Source organism: Nocardioides terrigena (genome assembly GCF_003047265.1).
In the GTDB taxonomy this organism is placed as follows: domain Bacteria; phylum Actinomycetota; class Actinomycetes; order Propionibacteriales; family Nocardioidaceae; genus Nocardioides; species Nocardioides terrigena.
This window is the reverse complement of the sequence record NZ_PZYY01000002.1, coordinates 86,990-105,022: the sequence shown is the minus strand read 5'-3', so window position 1 is coordinate 105,022 and position 18,033 is coordinate 86,990. Positions and strand designations below refer to the sequence as shown.

Sequence of the window (18,033 nt, the reverse complement as noted above, 5' to 3'; positions counted from 1 at the left end):
CGGTCAGGCGGCGATCACTCGACCGGCAGGCCGAGCCCTCGCGCGATGAGCATGCGCTGCACCTCCGAGGTGCCCTCGCCGATCTCGAGCACCTTGGCGTCGCGGTAGAACCGGGCGACGGGGTACTCCTCCATGAAGCCGTAGCCGCCGAAGACCTGGGTGGCGATGCGCGTCGCGGTGACCGCGGACTCGGTGGAGTAGAGCTTGGCGACCGCGGCGGCCTGCTTGAAGTCCTTCGTCGACACCGAGCGGCCGGCGTCCATGGCGTCCTTCATCGCGGCGGCCTTGTAGGTCAGCAGGCGCGAGGCGTCGAGCATCACCTGGAGGTCGCTGATCTGGAACGCGACGCCCTGCTTGCGACCGATCGGGCCACCGAAGGTCTGGCGCTGCCCGGCGTACTCCAGCGACAGGTCGAGGCACGCCTGGATGCAGCCGACCGCCAGCGCGGCGATGGCGACCCGGCCGTCGTCGAGGGTGGCGAGGAACTGCGCGTAACCGCGGCCACGCTCGCCGAGCAGGTGCGACTCGGGCACCCGCACGTCCTCGAAGGACAGCGGGTGGGTGTCGGAGGCGTGCCAGCCGAGCTTGTCGTAGGCCTTCTCCGCGGTGAAGCCGGGCGTCCCGCTCGGGACCATGATCGTGGAGAGCTCGGGCCTGCCGCCCTCGCGCTCACCGGTGCGGGCGGTGACGGTGACCAGCGAGGTGATCTCGGAGCCGGAGTTGGTGATGAACTGCTTGGCGCCGTTGACGACCCACTCACCGTCGGTGAGCACGGCCTTCGTCCTCGTCGCACCGGCGTCGGACCCTGCCCCCGGCTCGGTCAGGCCGAAGCCGGCGAGCCGCTGGCCGGACACCAGGTCGGGCAGCCACGTCTGCTTCTGCTCGTCGGTGCCGTAGGTCAGGATCGGGTTGATGCCGAGGCCGACGGCGGCCTCGAGCGTGATGCCCATCGACTGGTCGACCCGGCCGATCTCCTCGATGGCCAGGCACAGCGACGTGAACCCGCCGTCCTCACCCGCCATCCCGGCCCCGCCGAACTCCTCCGGCGCGGTGAGGCCCATCAGGCCGAGGTCCCCCATCTGCTGGACCACGTCGGTCGGGAAGTGATGGTCGCGGTCCCACTGCGCGGCGTGCGGGGCGATCTCCTTCTCGGCGAAGTCGCGGACGCTGCGGCGGAACTGCTCGTGCTCGGGGGACAGCTCGTAGGTCATGACCGCAGGATAGCCGCGTTGGTTAACGATCGCTAACCCCCGGCGGGCGGGATGTGGCGGCCCGCGACCCGTCCACTAAGGTAAGCCGACCCTAATCCGAGCCCCGAGGACCACGCTCCCATGCCGACCTCCCCCCTGCGCCGCGCCACCCGTCGATGGGCCGGCGCCACCCTCGCCGCGCTGATCGTCGCTCCCCTGGGCGCGTGCAGCATCCTCAACCCGCCCGACCTGGTCATCTACAACGCCCAGCACGAGGAGCTGCTCGACGAGATCGTCCCGCTCTTCGAGGAGGAGTCCGGGCTCGACGTCGAGCTGCGCAGCGGCAAGGACCTCGAGATGGCCAACCAGATCGTCGAGGAGGGCGGCGACTCCCCCGCCGACGTCTTCCTCACCGAGAACTCGCCCGCGATGAGCATCGTCGACAACGAGGGCCTCTTCGCCCCGGTGCCGCAGGCGGCCCTGGACAACATCCCCGCGGAGTACGTCCCCAGCTCCGGCAACTGGACCGGCTTCCTGGCCCGCTCCACGGTGGTCATGTACAACACCGACAACGTCACCGAGGCCGACCTGCCGACCAGCATCCTCGACTTCGCCGACCCCGAGTGGGAGGGCCGCGTGGGCTTCTCCCCCACGGGCGCCGACTTCCAGGCCATCGTCTCGGCGGTCCTCGAGCTCGAGGGCGAGGAGGCCACCCGCACCTGGCTGGAGGGCCTGGCCGCCAACGGCGTCGTCCTGCAGAACAACCTCGTCGTCATGCAGTCGGCCGACGCCGGCGAGATCGACGCCGGCATCGCCTACCACTACTACTGGTACCGCGACCGCGCGGAGGGTGGCTCCGACTCCGACAACTCGGAGCTCTACTTCTTCGGCGACCAGGACCCGGGCGCGTTCCTGTCCGTCTCCGGCGCCGGCATCCTCGAGAGCTCCGAGCACGCCGAGGCCGCCGAGGAGTTCGTGACGTGGCTGACCTCGACCCCCGCCCAGCAGGCGATGGCCGAGTCCTACGCGCTGGAGTACCCGCTCAACCCGGACGCCCAGCTCAGCGGCGACGTCAAGCCGTTCGACGAGCTCGAGCCCCCCACCGTCGACGTCTCCAGCCTCAACGGTCCGCAGGTGACCGAGCTGATGACCGAGGCCGGCCTGCTCTGAGGACAGGCGCCCGCACTGCGACACCACCCCTGCTGCTCGGAGCGGGGGTGGCCGTCGCGCTGCTCGCCGTCATCCCCCTCGTGTACGTCGCGACGTACACGGTCATCATCGGCCCCGCCGAGCTCTGGGACCTGGTCGTCCGCCCGCGGGTGCTCGAGCTGCTCCGCAACACGGTGACCCTGGCCGTGGCCACCATGGCCGCGACCGCGGTGCTCGGCATCGGCCTGGCGTTCGTCGTCGAGCGCACCGACCTGCCGGCCCGCCGGCTGTGGCACGGGCTGCTGGTCGCACCGCTGGCCGTGCCGGCGTTCGTCAACGGCTACGCGTGGGTGTCGCTGGACCGCTCCATCAACGGCTTCGGCGGGGCCTGGCTCGTCGTGACGCTCTCCTACTACCCGCTCGTCTACCTCCCGGCCGTCGCGTCCCTCCGGGGCCTCGACCCGGCGCTCGAGGAGGCCTCCTGGTCCCTCGGGCACACGCGCTGGCAGGCCTTCACCCGGGTGGTGCTGCCCCAGCTGCGACCCGCCCTCCTCGGCGGCACCCTGCTCGTCGGCCTGCACCTGCTCGCCGAGTTCGGTGCGCTCTCCCTGCTGCGCTTCCCCACCTTCACCACCGCCATCTACGACCAGTACGCCTCCACCTTCAACGGCTCCGCGGCGACCGCGATGGCGGCGGTCCTGGTGATGCTCTGCCTCTTCCTGCTGCTCGCCGAGCTGCGACTGCGCGGCACCCGGCACTACGCCCGGGTCGGGCACGGCGCCGCCCGGGTGTCCGAGCCCGTGGCGCTGCGCGGTCTGCGCTGGCCGGTGGTGGCGCTGGTCGGTGGGCTCGTCGTCCTCGCGCTCGGCGTGCCGACGTACGCCCTGCTCCACTGGCTGGTGGTGGGCACGTCCACCGAGTTCCCCCTCGGCGAGCTGCTCTCCGCGATGGGCTCGACCGTCGTCCTGGCCACCGTGGGGGCCCTGGCCACGACGCTCGCCGCCGTGCCGGTGGCCTGGCTGGCCGTGCGCTACCGCGGCCGGCTGACCACGCTCGTCGAGCGCAGCACGTACGTCGCCAACGCGCTGCCCGGCATCGTGGTCGGCCTGTCCCTCGTGGTCGCCAGCCTGCGCCTCGTGCCGGTCCTCTACCAGACCGCGATCCTGCTGGTCGTCGCCTACGCGATCCTCTTCCTCCCCCGGGCCGTGGTCTCGGTGCGGGCTGGCCTCGAGCAGGCCCCGGTGGTGCTCGACCACGTCGCGCAGAGCCTCGGGACCGGACCGCTGGAGACCGCCCGGCGGGTGACGCTGCCGCTGATCGCCCCCAGCCTGGGTGCCGGCGCGGCGCTGGTCTTCCTCGCCATCTCCACCGAGCTGACCGCCACGCTGATGCTGAGCCCGATCGGCACGCGCACTCTGGCGACCGAGTTCTGGTCGGCGTCCTCGGAGCTGCGGTACGGCGCCGCCGCGCCGTACGCCCTGCTGCTCGTCCTGATCTCGGTGCCCGCCACGGTGCTCCTCATGCGACAGGAGAGACTGCACCCATGAGCGCGCTGACGGTGACGGGGGTGAGCAAGGCCTTCGGGGAGACCCTGGCGGTCGACGACGTGAGCCTGCACGTGCCGCACGGTTCGCTCACCGCCGTGCTCGGACCCAGCGGGTGCGGCAAGACCACTCTGCTCCGGCTCATCGCCGGCTTCCTGGCCCCCGACGCCGGGACCATCGCCTTCGACGACCGGGTCGTCGCCGGCGCCGGTCGACCGGTGCCCCCGCAGGACCGCCGGGTCGGCTACGTCCCGCAGGAGGGCGCCCTCTTCCCGCACCTCGACGTGGCCGCCAACATCGGCTTCGGGCTGCCCCGGGGCGAGCGCGCGGCGGGCGCCCGGATCGACGAGATGCTCGACCTGGTGGAGCTGCCCCGCACCTTCCGCGGCCGCGCCCCCCACGAGCTCTCCGGCGGGCAGCAGCAGCGGGTCGCCCTGGCCCGGGCGCTGGCCCCGCGACCCACCGTCGTCCTCCTCGACGAGCCCTTCTCCTCCCTCGACGCCTCGCTGCGCGAGTCGACCGGCCGGGCCGTCGCCCGGGCCCTGCGGGCGGCGCAGGCCACCGGACTGCTGGTCACGCACGACCAGTCCGAGGCGCTGTCCCTCTCCGACCAGGTCGCCGTGCTCCGCGACGGCCGCCTGATCCAGGCGGGCTCCCCTGCCGACGTCTACCTCGCGCCGCACGACCCCGAGCTCGCGCGCTTCGTGGGCGGCGCCACCTCACTGCCGGGCCGCGCCGGCCAGGGCACCGCCGCCACCTGCGCCCTCGGGTCCGTCACCCTGACCCACCCCTCGTCGGCCGACGACCTGGTGCTGGTGATCCGCCCCGACCAGGTGGTCCTCGACCCTGCAGGCGTGGAGGCGCGCGTCGACGAGGTGAGCTTCTACGGCCACGACGCCGCGATCCGGCTGACCGTGGCCGGGGCGGCGCTGGTCGCCCGGGTGCCCGGCCCGTCCGCGCCCGCGGCCGGCGACCGGGTCCGCGTGGGGGTGCGCGGGACGGTCCACGCCTACCCCGCCCCGGTCCGCGACTGACACCTCGGTCGGCACCGACCGGCGGGGGCGATAGTGTGCCCAGCGGTATCGATGGCAGCAGACCAGGAGTGTTCCGTGGCCGACAAGCAGGGATTGCAGAAGGTCCTCATCGCCAATCGTGGCGAGATCGCAGTGCGCGTCATCCGCGCCTGCAAGGACGCCGGGATCGGGAGCGTGGCGGTCTATGCCGACCCCGACCGTGACGCCCTCTTCGTCAAGCTCGCCGACGAGGCGCACTCGCTCGACGGCTCGACGCCGGCCGAGTCCTACCTCGACATCGCCAAGATCATCGCGGTCGCGCAGAAGTCCGGTGCGGACTCCGTGCACCCCGGCTACGGCTTCCTCGCCGAGAACGCCGGCTTCGCCCAGGCCGTCATCGACGCCGGGCTGATCTGGATCGGCCCTCCGCCGGCCGCGATCGAGGCACTCGGCGACAAGGCCAGGGCCAAGCACATCGCCGAGCGGGCAGACGCCCCGCTCGCGCCCGGCACCAAGGACCCGGTCAGGGACGCCGACGAGGTCGTCGCGTTCGCCGAGGCCAACGGGCTCCCGGTCGCGATCAAGGCGGTCTTCGGTGGCGGCGGCCGCGGCCTCAAGGTCGCCCGCACGCTCGAGGAGATCCCCGACGCCTACGAGTCCGCCGTGCGGGAGGCCGTCACCGCCTTCGGTCGCGGCGAGTGCCTGGTCGAGAAGTTCCTCGACCAGCCCCGCCACGTCGAGACCCAGTGCCTGGCCGACCAGCACGGCAACGTCGTGGTCGTCTCGACCCGCGACTGCTCGCTGCAGCGCCGCCACCAGAAGCTCGTCGAGGAGGCGCCCGCGCCGTTCCTCACCGAGGACCAGCTGACCCGGCTCTACGAGTCGTCCAAGGCGATCCTCAAGGAGGCCGGCTACGTCGGCGCAGGGACGTGCGAGTTCCTCGTCGCCAAGGACGGCACCATCTCCTTCCTCGAGGTCAACACCCGCCTCCAGGTCGAGCACCCGGTCTCCGAGGAGGTCACCGGCATCGACCTGGTCCGCGAGATGTTCCGCATCGCGGCCGGCGAGGAGCTCGGCTACGACGACCCCGAGATCCGCGGCCACTCCATCGAGTTCCGCATCAACGCCGAGGACGGCGGCCGCAACTTCATGCCCGCCCCCGGCACCCTGTCCACCTGGGCACCCCCCAGCGGCCCCGGCATCCGGGTGGACGGCGGCTACCTCGAGGGCGAGACCATCCCCGGCTCGTTCGACTCCCTCGTCGCCAAGCTCATCGTCACCGGTCGCGACCGCACCCAGGCCCTCGAGCGCTCGCGCCGCGCGCTGGCCGAGTTCGTCGTCGACGGCATGCCCACCGTCATCCCGTTCCACCAGGCGGTCGTCACCGACCCGGCGTACGTCGGGGCCTCGACGCCGTCCGGCGAGGGCGAGTTCACCGTCTACACGACCTGGATCGAGACCGACTTCGACAACCAGATCGAGCCGTACGCCGGCGCCACGGCCGAGGCCGACGAGCCCGGCGAGCGCCAGCGGGTCACCGTCGAGGTCGGCGGCCGTCGTCTCGAGGTCGTGCTCCCCGCGGGCCTCGGCGGCCTCTCGGCCGGCAACGGTGCGGGCGCGGGCGCCAAGAAGCCCAAGCGGGCGGCCAAGAAGGCCGGCGCCGCAGCATCCGGCGACGCGGTCACCAGCCCCATGCAGGGCACCATCGTCAAGGTCGCCGTCGCCGAGGGCGACCAGGTCGCCGAGGGCGACGTCGTCGTGGTCCTCGAGGCCATGAAGATGGAGCAACCCCTCAAGGCCCACAAGGCCGGCACCGTCACCGGCCTCGAGGCCGAGGTCGGCGCCACCGTCACCAACGGCGCCGTCATCTGCGAGCTCAAGGACTGACCCGCCTCACGCCAGCCCCACGGTCCCGGCCAGCACCTCCAGGTGGTGGTCGAAGACGTCCTGAGGCTGGGTGAACGTGTCGGCGCCGTACTGCCCGAACACCTCGAAGCTGACGCACCCGAAGACCGCCGCCCACACCAGCACCCCGCGGGCGACGAGCTCGTCGGGCGCGGTCAGACCCAGGTCCCGACGGATCCGCGCCAGGTCGCGCGAGAGCCGCCGGGGGCTCACGGGCGCCTCGTCCACGGTGACCGCCCCGGCCACCCAGGCGTCCTCCCAGACCTCGACCAGCCGCGCGATGACCCGGGTCCCGGGGCCGGTGGTCTGCTCGGCCGGCGCCCGGTAGCCGGGCACCGGACTGCCGAAGAGCAGGGCGTACGTCGCCGGCTCGGCCAGCGCCCACGTGCGCACCGCCCGACCGATCGCCCGCAGCCGGCCGGCGTGGTCGGCCCGGTCCACCCGCGAGAGGGCGGCGTCCACGGCGTCGCCCAGCTCGTCGTACCCGTCGACGACCAGCAGGGTCAGCAGCTCGTCGCGGCTGCCGACGTAGCGGTAGACCGCCGACGACACGACCCCGAGGTCGCGGGCCACCGCGCGCAGGGACAGCGCCGCGGCACCGTCGGTGGCCAGGTGGACACGCCCGATCCGGACGATGTCGCGCATCGTCTGCTCGCGGGCCCGCGCCCTGGGTGTCCCGCTGCCCGGTGCCGTGTCGCTCATCCCGCGAGTGTGCCACATCTGGAAGCACCGGATACATCAGTGAGCACTGCTCTTGCATTTCGGACGAACGCGGGTCATGCTGGTCGAACCGAGAGCAGTGCTCTCCCAATCCCGAGGAGCAGGACATGAACCCCATCCACGTCGTCACCGGAGCCGGACCCGTCGGCTCGACCGTCGCCCGACAGCTGGCCGAGGGCGGCCACCAGGTGCGGCTCCTGACCCGCTCGGGCAGCGGGCCGGAGCACCCCCTCGTCGAGCGCCTCCGCGTCGACGTCTCCCGTCCCGAGCAGCTCGGGCCGGCCCTCGAGGGCGCGACCGCGGTCCACCACTGCATCCACGGCTCGCGGTACGACGCCCGCACCTGGCGTGCGGAGCTGCCCGTCGCCGAGCGCCACGTCCTGGCCGCCGCCGGCCGGGTCGGCGCCGTGGTGGTCTTCCCCGAGAGCCTCTACTCCTACGGCCCGGTCGACGGCCCGATCACCGAGGACCTGCCGCGCGCGGCCACGACCGGCAAGCTGGGCGTCCGCACCGAGCTGCTCGCCCAGCGCGAAGCGTCGACGACCCCGACCGTCAGCGTGGCGGCCTCGGACTTCTACGGACCGCTGGTGCGCAACGCCCACGCCGGGGAGCGGCTGGTGCCGACCGTGCTGGCGGGCCGGACGATGCGGGTGATGGGCAGCCTCGACCAGCCGCACTCGTTCACCTACGTGCCGGACCTCGCGGCGGCGATGATCCGGGCCGCGGCGACCCCCGACCTCTGGGACTCCTTCCTCCACGCGCCCACCGCTCCCCCGGTCACCCAGCGCGAGCTGGTCGAGCAGGTCGCTGCCGCCGCCGGTGTGCCGGTGCCGCGGCTGTCGGCCATCCCGGCGTGGGCGTTGCGAGGGCTGGGCGCGGTCTCGCGCGAGACCCGGGAGCTGGCCGAGACGTCGTACATGTTCACCCGGCCCTTCGTCCTGGACTCCGGGGCGAGCCAGGAGCGCCTCGGGCTGGCGCCCACCCCGCTCCCGACCGGCGTGAAGGAGACCGTCGAGTGGTGGCGCACCGCCCGGTGAGTCAGCCCGCCGGGACCTCGTTGCGGACCACGGCGTCGGTCGGCGGCGCCGCCGTCTCGGCCTCGGGCGCCTCGTCACCGGTGATGGTGCCGAAGACCTCCTCGGCCACCCCCCGCATGCCCGCGAGGAGCGGGTGGAAGGGCGCCGCGACGCCCAGGCGCATCTCGGGACCGTTGATCCAGGCGTCGGGTCCCGCGCAGACGTCGTGGCCCTCCGACGCCTCGTCGAGGTCGACGTACGACGCTCCGGCGGACTCCGCACCGGCACGCAGCGAGTCGTTGAGGCGCTGGGCCACCGACGCCGCGGTCTCGAGCTGTCCCTCCGGCAGCGGCACGGCGCTGCAGCCGTCCTCCGCGGGCAGCACCTGCGGGTAGCCGACGACGTAGACCGCCGCCTCCGGGGCCCGCTCGGAGACCTGGCGGACCGCCCTCTCCACGCGGGCCTCGACGCGGCCGGCGTCGCGGAGCAGCCGCTGCTGGAGGCCGGGCGGGCAGGCCCGGGCACCGGGGGCGCAGCCGACCAGCGAGGAGAAGATCCCGAAGTCGTTGCCACCGATGCCGAGCGTCACCAGGTCGGTCTCCTCGGAGAGCGCGTCGAGCTGGGGAGCCACGCTCTCACCGCCGATGACCTGCTGGCGGCGCCGGAGGTCGGAGGTGTCGGCCGCCGAGCAGGTGACGTCGCGGTAGGACTCCACGGCGAGCCAGCCGGCGAGGAAGGCGGGGTAGTTGTCGGTCGAGCGCACGCACCCGGACGGGTCCGAGCGGACCGTGGTGACGAGCGGCCCGGCGCTGTAGGAGTCGCCGAGCGCCACGTAGTCGATCTCCGCAGGCAGGTCGCCGAAGGTCGGCACCTCGGTCTCGGCCGGCCCGTCGGAGCCGCCGGCACCGGAGCAGCCGGACACGCCCAGCGCCGCGGCGGCGAGGGCGACCGCGAGGGTACGACGACGGGTGGTGGCGGGCATCCGTCGATCATGTCACCGCACTGGTGAGGCACCGCGTGACCGTCCTACGGACCGGTAACGAACGGGGCGGGCCGGCACTCGATAGCGTGCCGCCATGTTCTCCAAGGTGCTGGTGGCCAACCGCGGCGAGATCGCGATCCGGGCGTTCCGTGCGGCGTACGAGATCGGCGCGCGCACGGTCGCGGTCTTCCCCCACGAGGACCGCTGGTCCGAGCACCGGCTGAAGGCCGACGAGGCCTACGAGATCGGCGAGCACGGGCACCCCGTCCGCGCCTACCTCGACCCCGAGGCGATCGTCGCCACGGCCGTCCGCGCCGGTGCCGACGCCGTCTACCCCGGTTACGGCTTCCTGTCCGAGAACCCCGCCCTGGCCGAGGCGTGCGCCAACGCCGGGATCACCTTCATCGGTCCCACGGCCGACGTGCTGACCCTCACCGGCAACAAGGCGCGCGCCATCGCGGCGGCCAAGGCGGCCGGCGTACCCACGCTGCAGTCCGTGGACCCCTCCACCGACGTGGAGGCGCTGGTCGCGTCGGCCGAGGCCATCCCGGCCCCGCTGTTCGTCAAGGCCGTCGCCGGCGGCGGTGGGCGCGGCATGCGCCGGGTGGACGACCGCAAGGACCTGCGCGAGGCCATCGAGACCTGCATGCGCGAGGCCGAGGGCGCCTTCGGCGACCCGACCGTCTTCATCGAGCAGGCCGTCGTCGAGCCGCGCCACATCGAGGTGCAGATCCTCGCCGACGGCGAGGGCAACGTCATCCACCTGTTCGAGCGCGACTGCTCGGTGCAGCGCCGCCACCAGAAGGTCGTGGAGATCGCCCCGGCGCCCAACCTCCCCGCCGAGCTGCGCGACCGGATGTGCGCGGACGCGGTGCGCTTCGCCCGCGAGATCGGCTACCGCAACGCCGGCACGGTGGAGTTCCTGCTGGACCCGGCCGGCAACTACGTCTTCATCGAGATGAACCCGCGCATCCAGGTGGAGCACACGGTCACCGAGGAGATCACCGACGTCGACCTGGTGCAGTCGCAGATGCGGATCGCGTCGGGCGAGACGCTGGCCGACCTCGGCCTCTCCCAGGAGGGCATCGTCATCCGCGGTGCCGCCCTGCAGTGCCGGATCACCACCGAGGACCCCGCCAACGGGTTCCGTCCCGACACCGGCAAGATCACCACCTACCGCTCCCCCGGCGGTGCCGGGGTCCGCATCGACGGCGGCACGACCTACACCGGCGCCGAGGTCAGCGCCCACTTCGACTCGATGTTGGCCAAGCTGACCTGTCGCGGCCGCACCTTCGAGAAGGCCGTCGAGCGGGCCCGCCGGGCCGTCGCGGAGTTCCGCATCCGGGGCGTCTCCACCAACATCGCGTTCCTCCAGGCCGTGCTCGACGACCCCGACTTCGCGGCCGGCCGGGTCACCACCTCCTTCATCGAGGACCACCCGCAGCTGCTCTCGGCCCGCTCCTCGGGCGACCGCGGCTCCAAGCTGCTCACCTACCTCGCCGACGTCACCGTCAACCAGCCGCACGGCAGGGCCCCGGTGACCGTCGACCCGGTCACCAAGCTGCCCGCGGTGAACCTCGACGTCCCGGCCCCCGACGGCAGCCGCCAGCACCTGCTGCGCGTGGGGCCCGAGGAGTTCGCCCGCGCGCTGCGCGCCCAGGACCGGGTCGCGGTCACCGACACCACCTTCCGCGACGCCCACCAGTCGCTGCTCGCCACCCGGGTGCGCACCCGCGACCTGCTCGCCGTGGCCGGCCACGTGTCCAGGACGACGCCCGAGCTGTGGTCGCTCGAGGCGTGGGGCGGGGCGACGTACGACGTGGCCCTGCGCTTCCTGTCCGAGGACCCGTGGGAGCGGCTCGAGCTGCTGCGCCAGGCGGTGCCCAACATCTGCCTCCAGATGCTGCTCCGCGGTCGCAACACGGTCGGCTACACGCCGTACCCGACGGAGGTGACCGAGGCGTTCGTCGCCGAGGCGGCTGCGACCGGCATCGACGTCTTCCGCATCTTCGACGCCCTCAACGACGTCGAGCAGATGCGTCCGGCCATCGAGGCGGTGCGCGCCACCGGCACCACCGTCGCCGAGGTCGCGCTCTGCTACACCGGTGACCTCTCGGACCCCGACGAGACCCTCTACACGCTCGACTACTACCTCGACCTCGCGCGCAGGATCGTCGACGCCGGCGCGCACGTGCTGGCCATCAAGGACATGGCCGGCCTGCTCCGGGTGCCCGCCGCGCGCACGCTGGTGACCGCGCTGCGCGAGGAGTTCGACCTCCCCGTGCACCTGCACACCCACGACACCCCCGGTGGCCAGCTCGCGACGCTGGTCGCGGCCATCGACGCCGGCGTGGACGCGGTCGACGCCGCCTGCGCCTCGATGGCCGGGACGACGTCGCAGCCGCCGCTGTCCGCGCTCGTGTCGGCCACCGACCACGGCCCCCGCGAGACCGGGCTGTCGCTGGCCAGCGTCAACGCGCTGGAGCCCTACTGGGAGGCCACCCGACGGGTCTACGCGCCCTTCGAGTCAGGCCTCCCGGCACCGACCGGTCGTGTGTACCGCCACGAGATCCCCGGCGGGCAGCTCTCCAACCTGCGCCAGCAGGCCATCGCGCTCGGCCTCGGCGAGAAGTTCGAGCAGGTCGAGGACATGTACGCCGCGGCCAACGACATCCTCGGCAACGTGGTCAAGGTGACCCCCTCGTCCAAGGTGGTCGGCGACCTCGCGCTGCACCTGGTCGCGGTCGGCGCCGACCCCCGGGAGTTCCAGGACGACCCGGGCTCCTTCGACATCCCCGACTCGGTCATCGGGTTCCTCAACGGCGAGCTCGGCGACCCGCCCGGCGGCTGGCCGGAGCCCTTCCGCACCAAGGCCCTGGCGGGACGCACGTGGAAGAGGCCAGCTGCCGAGCTGACCCCCGAGCAGTCCGCCGGGCTCACCTCCGGCTCGGCCCGCGAGCGGCGCGACACCCTCAACCAGCTGCTCTTCGCGGGTCCGACCAAGGAGTTCAAGGAGTCGCGCGAGACCTACGGCGACATCTCGGTGCTGCCGACCATCGACTACCTCTACGGCCTGCGCCGCGGGCAGGAGCACGTCGTCGACCTCGACGAGGGCAAGCGGCTGCTGATCGGCCTCGAGGCCATCGGCGAGCCCGACGAGCGCGGCATCCGCACCGTGATGTGCACCCTCAACGGCCAGATGCGCCCGATCGGGATCCGCGACCGCAACGTCGCCTCCGAGGTCGCGGCCGCCGAGAAGGCCGACCCCTCGCACGGCGGCCACGTGGCGGCGCCGTTCGACGGGGTGGTCACGGTCGGCGTCGCCGAGGGCGACACGGTGGAGGCCGGTCAGACGGTGGCGACCATCGAGGCCATGAAGATGGAGGCCTCGATCACCGCCCCGCGGGCCGGCACGGTGGAGCGCGTCGCGGTGCCGGGCACCCAGGCCGTCGAGGGCGGCGACCTGGTGCTGGTGCTCCGGGGCTGAGCGGGGTCGGCCCAGCGGGTCAGCCCCGCGTACGCGCCTGGAGCGGGGCCACGCTGACGGTGAACCACGACGACCGCAGGCCCAGCAGGGTCCGCAGGGTGTCGCCGGTGGTGGCCGCGCGACCGCGGGTGCCGACCAGCGTCATCTCCTGCACCCGGCCGCCCCAGTCGCCGTTGCCGTCGCGCCCGGCGATCTCGATCGAGGTCAGGTCACCGATCCGCGGGTAGTGCCGCTCGAGCGCCGAGTCGTTGACCGTCTTCGTCCAGGTGTGGACGGCGTTGCCCTCCCACCCGTCGTACGGGTCCGCCTGCGCGACGAGGTAGGGCGTCGAGCCGGCCGAGGTCCAGCCGCCGCTGCTGGCGGAGAACTGGGTGAAGGCCGGCCGCCCGTCGTAGGTCAGCCCCTGCCTCGCGGTGTCCCGGATCGCCTGGGTCGCCGCCGGGTGCTCGGCACCCACGCCGCCGTACACCTGGCACTGGGTGGTGTCGCAGATCTCGTAGTGCCGTGCGTTGGGGTGCGAGCGCTCGGCCGCGGCGTACGTGCGGGCCGCGACCGACTGGGCGCGGACGGCGTCCGGGCTCCAGGACGCGGGGATCTCGAGCGGTACGACGCCGCGGAGGTAGGACTCCATGCTCAGGACGTTGACGGTGTCGCGCGCCGCGCCGCCGGGCACGGGCGAGGCCGAGCGGAGCCGGCCGCGGTAGACCTTGCTGCCCGAGGGCGTGATGAGCGTGAGCCGCTTCTTCGCCGCGGAGAGCTCCGCGTCGCCGCGGAAGACCTTCCACGTGCGCCAGCCGCGACCCTTGACGAACTGCACCTGCGAGCGCCCACCGGCCAGGCCGTTGACGCGCCACTGGCGCGCCCCGTTGGCGGGCAGCGTCCACGCCTTGCGCGGGGCCAGCCGGGTGACCGTCAGGCCCGCCTGCGCCGCCACCACCACGTCGTCGGTGGTGTCGCCGGTCAGCCACACCGAGATCGGTCCCCGCAGCTCCCCCCATGAGGTGCCGGGGTAGTAGAACCCGATGATCTGCTGCCAGGTCAGCCCCTGCCGGGCCGCCCCCTCGGCGCCGTACTGCGACATGCCGTGGCCGTGCCCGTAGCCGTGCCCGGTGAGCGTGATCGTCGAGGGCCCGGAGACGGCGTACACCTCGCCCCTGCGGCTCGCGGTCGACGGCGCTGCCACCAGCGACACGACCAGCACCGACACCACCGTGAGGGCGGCGCCGAGCAGCGCGAGCGGGCGGGTGGAACGGCGCATCGGGTGCGTCTCCTGAGTCGGGTGTGACTGGCGTGACGGTCGATGACACCACGCGTCACAGCGCGCCACAACCAGACCGGGACAACTACAACGGTGTACTTCACCAGGGGGTGGACCCTGGCCGGTGGCCGGGAGCACCATCGGGGCATGAAGGGTTTCGGCCGGCGGAGCAAGGAGGAGCGGCTCGCGGCGCTCGACGCCTTCCGGCACGTACGCCGCGCGGCCGACGAGGACGTCACCCGCTTCGGCGAGGAGCTGGTGCAGCTGCACGTCGACACCCTCACGACGCCCCTGGACGAGGGGTCGCAGGAGGACTACCAGCGCGCCCTCGACGCCTACGAGCAGGCCAAGGCACAGCTCGCGACCGCGGAGTCGGCCACCGAGGTCTCGGGGGTCACCCGCGTGCTGGCCCGGGGCCGCTGGTCACACGCCTGCGTGCTGGCCGTCCGCGACGGCCGACCCAAGCCCGTCCGGCACGAGCCGTGCTTCTTCGACCCCGCGCACGGGCCGGCCGACCACGACGTCGAGTGGGCGCCGCCCGGCGGCGTGCCCCGCGTCGTACCGGTCTGCTTCCGCGACCTCGAGCGCCTCACCGCCGGCGAGCAGCCGGAGGTACGGCTCGTCCGCCTCGGCAACCGCCGGGTCGCGTGGTTCGCCTCCGGCCCGTTGTACGCCGCGTGGGCGCAGGGCTGGTACGGCGACCTGCTGGACGACCACCGGATGGAGGCCGACCGGCTCACGATGCTCTGGGCCGGCTCCGCGTCACGCGGGGACGGGGTCGGTATCGCCCCGGCCGCCGCCTGGTCCGACCCCGGCGCGTGGGACGGCGGGGGGATGATCGGCGGCCACGACTACTCCGGCTGGCACGGCGGTCCCGACGGCAGCGGCGGGTTCGACGGAGGCGGTGACGGCGGGGGCGGCGACGGTGGCGGTGGTGGCGGAGGTGGGGGCGACTGACCCCCACCCAGCCTCAGACCCGGTGCAGGCGTCGGGCCGCCTCGGCGATCGAGCCGCTCATCGACGGGTAGACGGTGAACGCCTGGGCGAGCTGGTCGGCCGTCAGCGACTCGGCCACCGCGATCGACACCGGGTGGATCAGCTCGGAGGCCCGCGGGCCCACGACCACTCCGCCGACGATGATCCCCGTGCCGGGGCGGATGAAGAGCTTGACGAAGCCGTCGCGCACGCCCTGCATCTTGGCCCGGGCGTTGCCGGCGAGCGGCAGGGTCACCACCTCGGCCAGGATCTCGCCCTCCTCGACGGCCTTCTGCGACCAGCCGACGGTGGCGATCTCCGGTGAGGTGAAGACGTTGGAGGAGACCTTCTTGAGGTCCAGCGGCGACACCGCGTCGCCGAGGAAGTGCCACATCGCGATCCGGCCCTGCATGGCGGCCACGGAGGCCAGCATGAGGATGCCCGTGCAGTCGCCCGCGGCGTAGACCCCGCGCGCGGACGTGCGGGACACCCGGTCGACGGTGATGAAGCCGGCCTCGTCGGTGGCGACGCCGGCCTCCTCGAGGCCGAGGTCGGCGGTGTTGGGGACCGAGCCGAGGGCCAGGATGCAGTGCGACCCGGTGACGGTCCGGCCGTCGGTGAGCGTCACGGTGACCGTGTCGCCGTCGCGGGTGACCGACTGCATCCGGGACCGGCTGAGCACCTCCATGCCGCGTCGGGTGGCGACCTCCTCGAGGACCGCCGAGGCGTCGGCGTCCTCGCCGGGGAGCACCCGGTCGCGGGAGCTGACCAGGGTGACCGGGATGCCGAGCGCGAGGTAGGCGCTGGCGAACTCGGCGCCGGTGACGCCCGAGCCGACGACGATGAGCTTGTCGGGCACCTCGTCGAGGTCGTAGACCTGCTCCCAGGTGAGGATCCGCTCGCCGTCGGGCTGCGCGGAGTCGAGCGTGCGTGGCGCGGCACCGGTGGCGACCAGGACCGCGTCGGCCTCCAGCACCTCCTCGGAGCCGTCGGGCAGCGTGGCGACCACGGTCATGCCCGGGGCCAGCCGTCCCCGTCCGCGCAGGACGCGGACGCCGTCCCGGTCCAGGCGCGCGGCGATGTCGGCCGACTGGTCGGCGGCCAGCTTCTTGACGCGGGTGTTGACCTTGGCGAGGTCGACCCGGATGGTGGTCGCCGAGTCGCCCTCGTGGTCCGAGAAGTCGATGCCGAGCTCGGCCGACTCCGACACCTCGGTCATCAGCTCCGCGGTGGCGATGAGGGTCTTCGACGGCACGCAGTCGGTGAGGACAGCGGAACCGCCCACCCCGTCGGTGTCGACGACGGTGACCTCGGCGCCGAGCTGCGCGGCCACGTGGGCCGCCTCGTAGCCACCGGGGCCTCCACCGATGATGACGACGCGGTCTGCCATCAGAGGTTGATCATGTGGCCGGCGATGCCGTGCACGGCTTCCTTGACCGCTTCGCTCAGCGTCGGGTGCGCGAAGACGTTGCGCGACACCTCGTCGGCCGTGAGGTCCCACTGCTGGGCCAGGGTCAGCACCGGCATCAGCTCGGTGACGCCCGGGCCGATCATGTGTGCCCCGATGATCTCGTTGTGCTCGGCGTCGGCCACGACCTTGACGAAGCCCATCGCCTCACCGAGGCCCATCGCCTTGCCGTTGGCGGTGAACGGGAAGGTCGACGTCTTGACGTCGTAGCCCTTCTCCTTGGCCTGGGCCTCGGAGTAGCCGAACGAGCCGATCTGCGGCATGCAGTAGGTGGCCCGCGGGACCATGTCGTAGTTGATCGGCATGGTCTCGGCGTCGTTGATGGTCTCGGCCGCGACGACTCCCATCGCCTCGGCGACGTGGGCGAGCATCATCTTGCCGGTGCAGTCACCGATGGCGTAGACGCCCGGGACGTTGGTGCGCATGTAGTCGTCGATGGCGACCGCGCCACGCTCGGTGAGCTCGACCCCGGCAGCCTCGAGGCCGTAGCCCTCGACGCGCGGGGCGAACCCGAAGGCGGCCAGGAACTTGTCGGCCTCGAGGACCTGGGTGTCGCCGCCGGCGGCGGGCGCCACGGTGACCTTGACGCCGGAGCCGGTGTCCTCGACGCCCTTGACCGCGGTGCTGGTCAGGACCTTCACGCCGAGCTTCTTGTAGTGCTTGGCGAGCTCCTTGGAGATGTCGGCGTCCTCGGTGGGGACCATCCGGTCGAGGAACTCGACGATGGTGACGTCGACGCCGAAGTTGGCCATCACGTAGGCGAACTCGACACCGATCGCGCCCGAACCACCGATGACGATGGACTTCGGCAGCTGGTCGGTGAGGATCTGCTCCTCGTAGGTCACCACGTTGTCGCTCAGCTCGACGCCCGGCACGAGCCGGACGGTGGCGCCGGTGGCGATGATGAGGTTGTCGCAGGTGTAGGTCGTGACGTTGCCGTCGTCGTCCTTGACGTCCATGCTCTTGGCGCCGGTGAGGGTGCCCCAGCCGTCGATCTCGGTGATCTTGTTCTTCTTCATCAGGAAGTGGACGCCCTTGACGATCCCGGCGCTGACGTCGCGGGAGCGCTTGTGGGTCGGCCCGAACGACATGGTGGCGTCGCCCTCGATGCCGAACTTCGCCTTCTCGTGCTGGAGCGTGTGTGCCAGCTCGGCGTTCTTGAGGAGTGCCTTGGACGGGATGCACCCGACGTTGAGGCAGACACCGCCCCAGTACTTCTTCTCCACCACGGCGACCTTCTGGCCGAGCTGGGAGGCGCGGATGGCGGCGACGTAGCCACCGGGGCCGGCGCCGAGGACGAGGGTGTCGAAGTGCGTGTCGGTCACG

General features: G+C 72.7%; 13 protein-coding genes. 7 read left to right on the top strand and 6 right to left on the bottom strand.

All coding sequences use genetic code 11. The features are described from left to right. Window positions 1–14: 14 nt before the first annotated feature. Complete coding sequence (locus tag DAE25_RS04465) at window positions 15–1,211, bottom strand: acyl-CoA dehydrogenase family protein (protein ID WP_107765047.1); 1,197 nt, start codon at window positions 1,209–1,211, stop codon at window positions 15–17. Between the two features lie 120 nt (window positions 1,212–1,331). Here DAE25_RS04465 and DAE25_RS04460 point away from each other — a divergent pair, with 120 nt between their 5' ends. The 4 genes from DAE25_RS04460 to DAE25_RS04445 all read left to right on the top strand — a co-directional run bounded on the left by DAE25_RS04460 (window position 1,332) and on the right by DAE25_RS04445 (window position 6,783). Then, window positions 1,332–2,360 carry an iron ABC transporter substrate-binding protein gene (locus tag DAE25_RS04460; protein ID WP_107765046.1) on the top strand — a complete coding sequence of 343 codons (1,029 nt, stop codon included), beginning with the start codon at window positions 1,332–1,334 and terminating at the stop codon, window positions 2,358–2,360. Between the two features lie 47 nt (window positions 2,361–2,407). Then, a complete protein-coding gene (locus DAE25_RS04455) occupies window positions 2,408–3,886 on the top strand; it encodes an ABC transporter permease (protein WP_234410853.1) in 1,479 nt (492 codons plus the stop codon). Further along, complete coding sequence (locus DAE25_RS04450) at window positions 3,883–4,917, top strand: ABC transporter ATP-binding protein (protein ID WP_107765045.1); 1,035 nt, start codon at window positions 3,883–3,885, stop codon at window positions 4,915–4,917. Before DAE25_RS04455 ends, DAE25_RS04450 begins: the two co-directional genes overlap by 4 nt. A 75-nt stretch (window positions 4,918–4,992) precedes the next feature. Beyond that, on the top strand, window positions 4,993–6,783 hold the full coding sequence (locus DAE25_RS04445; protein ID WP_456093762.1) for an acetyl/propionyl/methylcrotonyl-CoA carboxylase subunit alpha: 1,791 nt from the start codon (window positions 4,993–4,995) through the stop codon (window positions 6,781–6,783). A gap of 6 nt (window positions 6,784–6,789) precedes the next feature. On the opposite strand, the gene DAE25_RS04440 is transcribed toward DAE25_RS04445, so the two are convergent. Continuing rightward, window positions 6,790–7,503, bottom strand: coding sequence for a TetR/AcrR family transcriptional regulator (locus DAE25_RS04440; protein ID WP_107765043.1), 714 nt, complete (start codon window positions 7,501–7,503; stop codon window positions 6,790–6,792). Between the two features lie 125 nt (window positions 7,504–7,628). Between DAE25_RS04440 and DAE25_RS04435 the strand changes: the two genes are divergently transcribed. Further along, the gene (locus tag DAE25_RS04435; RefSeq protein WP_107765042.1) at window positions 7,629–8,558 is read left to right on the top strand and encodes an NAD-dependent epimerase/dehydratase family protein; all 930 of its coding nucleotides are present in this window, start codon (window positions 7,629–7,631) and stop codon (window positions 8,556–8,558) included. Window position 8,559: 1 nt separating this feature from the next. Here DAE25_RS04435 and DAE25_RS04430 read toward each other — a convergent pair whose 3' ends face one another. Then, on the bottom strand, window positions 8,560–9,519 hold the full coding sequence (locus DAE25_RS04430) for an SGNH/GDSL hydrolase family protein (protein ID WP_107765041.1): 960 nt from the start codon (window positions 9,517–9,519) through the stop codon (window positions 8,560–8,562). A gap of 94 nt (window positions 9,520–9,613) precedes the next feature. Between DAE25_RS04430 and DAE25_RS04425 the strand changes: the two genes are divergently transcribed. Continuing rightward, complete coding sequence (locus DAE25_RS04425; protein ID WP_107765040.1) at window positions 9,614–13,006, top strand: pyruvate carboxylase; 3,393 nt, start codon at window positions 9,614–9,616, stop codon at window positions 13,004–13,006. A gap of 19 nt (window positions 13,007–13,025) precedes the next feature. Here DAE25_RS04425 and DAE25_RS04420 read toward each other — a convergent pair whose 3' ends face one another. Further along, window positions 13,026–14,264, bottom strand: a complete 1,239-nt coding sequence (locus DAE25_RS04420; protein ID WP_159083566.1) for a SpoIID/LytB domain-containing protein — start codon at window positions 14,262–14,264, stop codon at window positions 13,026–13,028. Window positions 14,265–14,411: 147 nt separating this feature from the next. Between DAE25_RS04420 and DAE25_RS23450 the strand changes: the two genes are divergently transcribed. Then, a complete protein-coding gene (locus DAE25_RS23450; protein WP_107765038.1) occupies window positions 14,412–15,221 on the top strand; it encodes a hypothetical protein in 810 nt (269 codons plus the stop codon). A gap of 13 nt (window positions 15,222–15,234) precedes the next feature. Here DAE25_RS23450 and DAE25_RS04410 read toward each other — a convergent pair whose 3' ends face one another. Together DAE25_RS04410 and lpdA are read right to left on the bottom strand one after the other, a co-directional pair. Beyond that, entirely contained in the window at window positions 15,235–16,629 is a 1,395-nt protein-coding gene (locus tag DAE25_RS04410) for an NAD(P)H-quinone dehydrogenase (RefSeq protein WP_107765037.1), read from the bottom strand. Beyond that, window positions 16,629–18,032 (bottom strand): dihydrolipoyl dehydrogenase, encoded by a 1,404-nt coding sequence (gene lpdA, locus DAE25_RS04405; RefSeq protein ID WP_107765036.1) that lies wholly within the window; start codon window positions 18,030–18,032, stop codon window positions 16,629–16,631. The genes DAE25_RS04410 and lpdA overlap by 1 nt, the downstream gene beginning before the upstream one ends. Window position 18,033 lies beyond the last annotated feature (1 nt).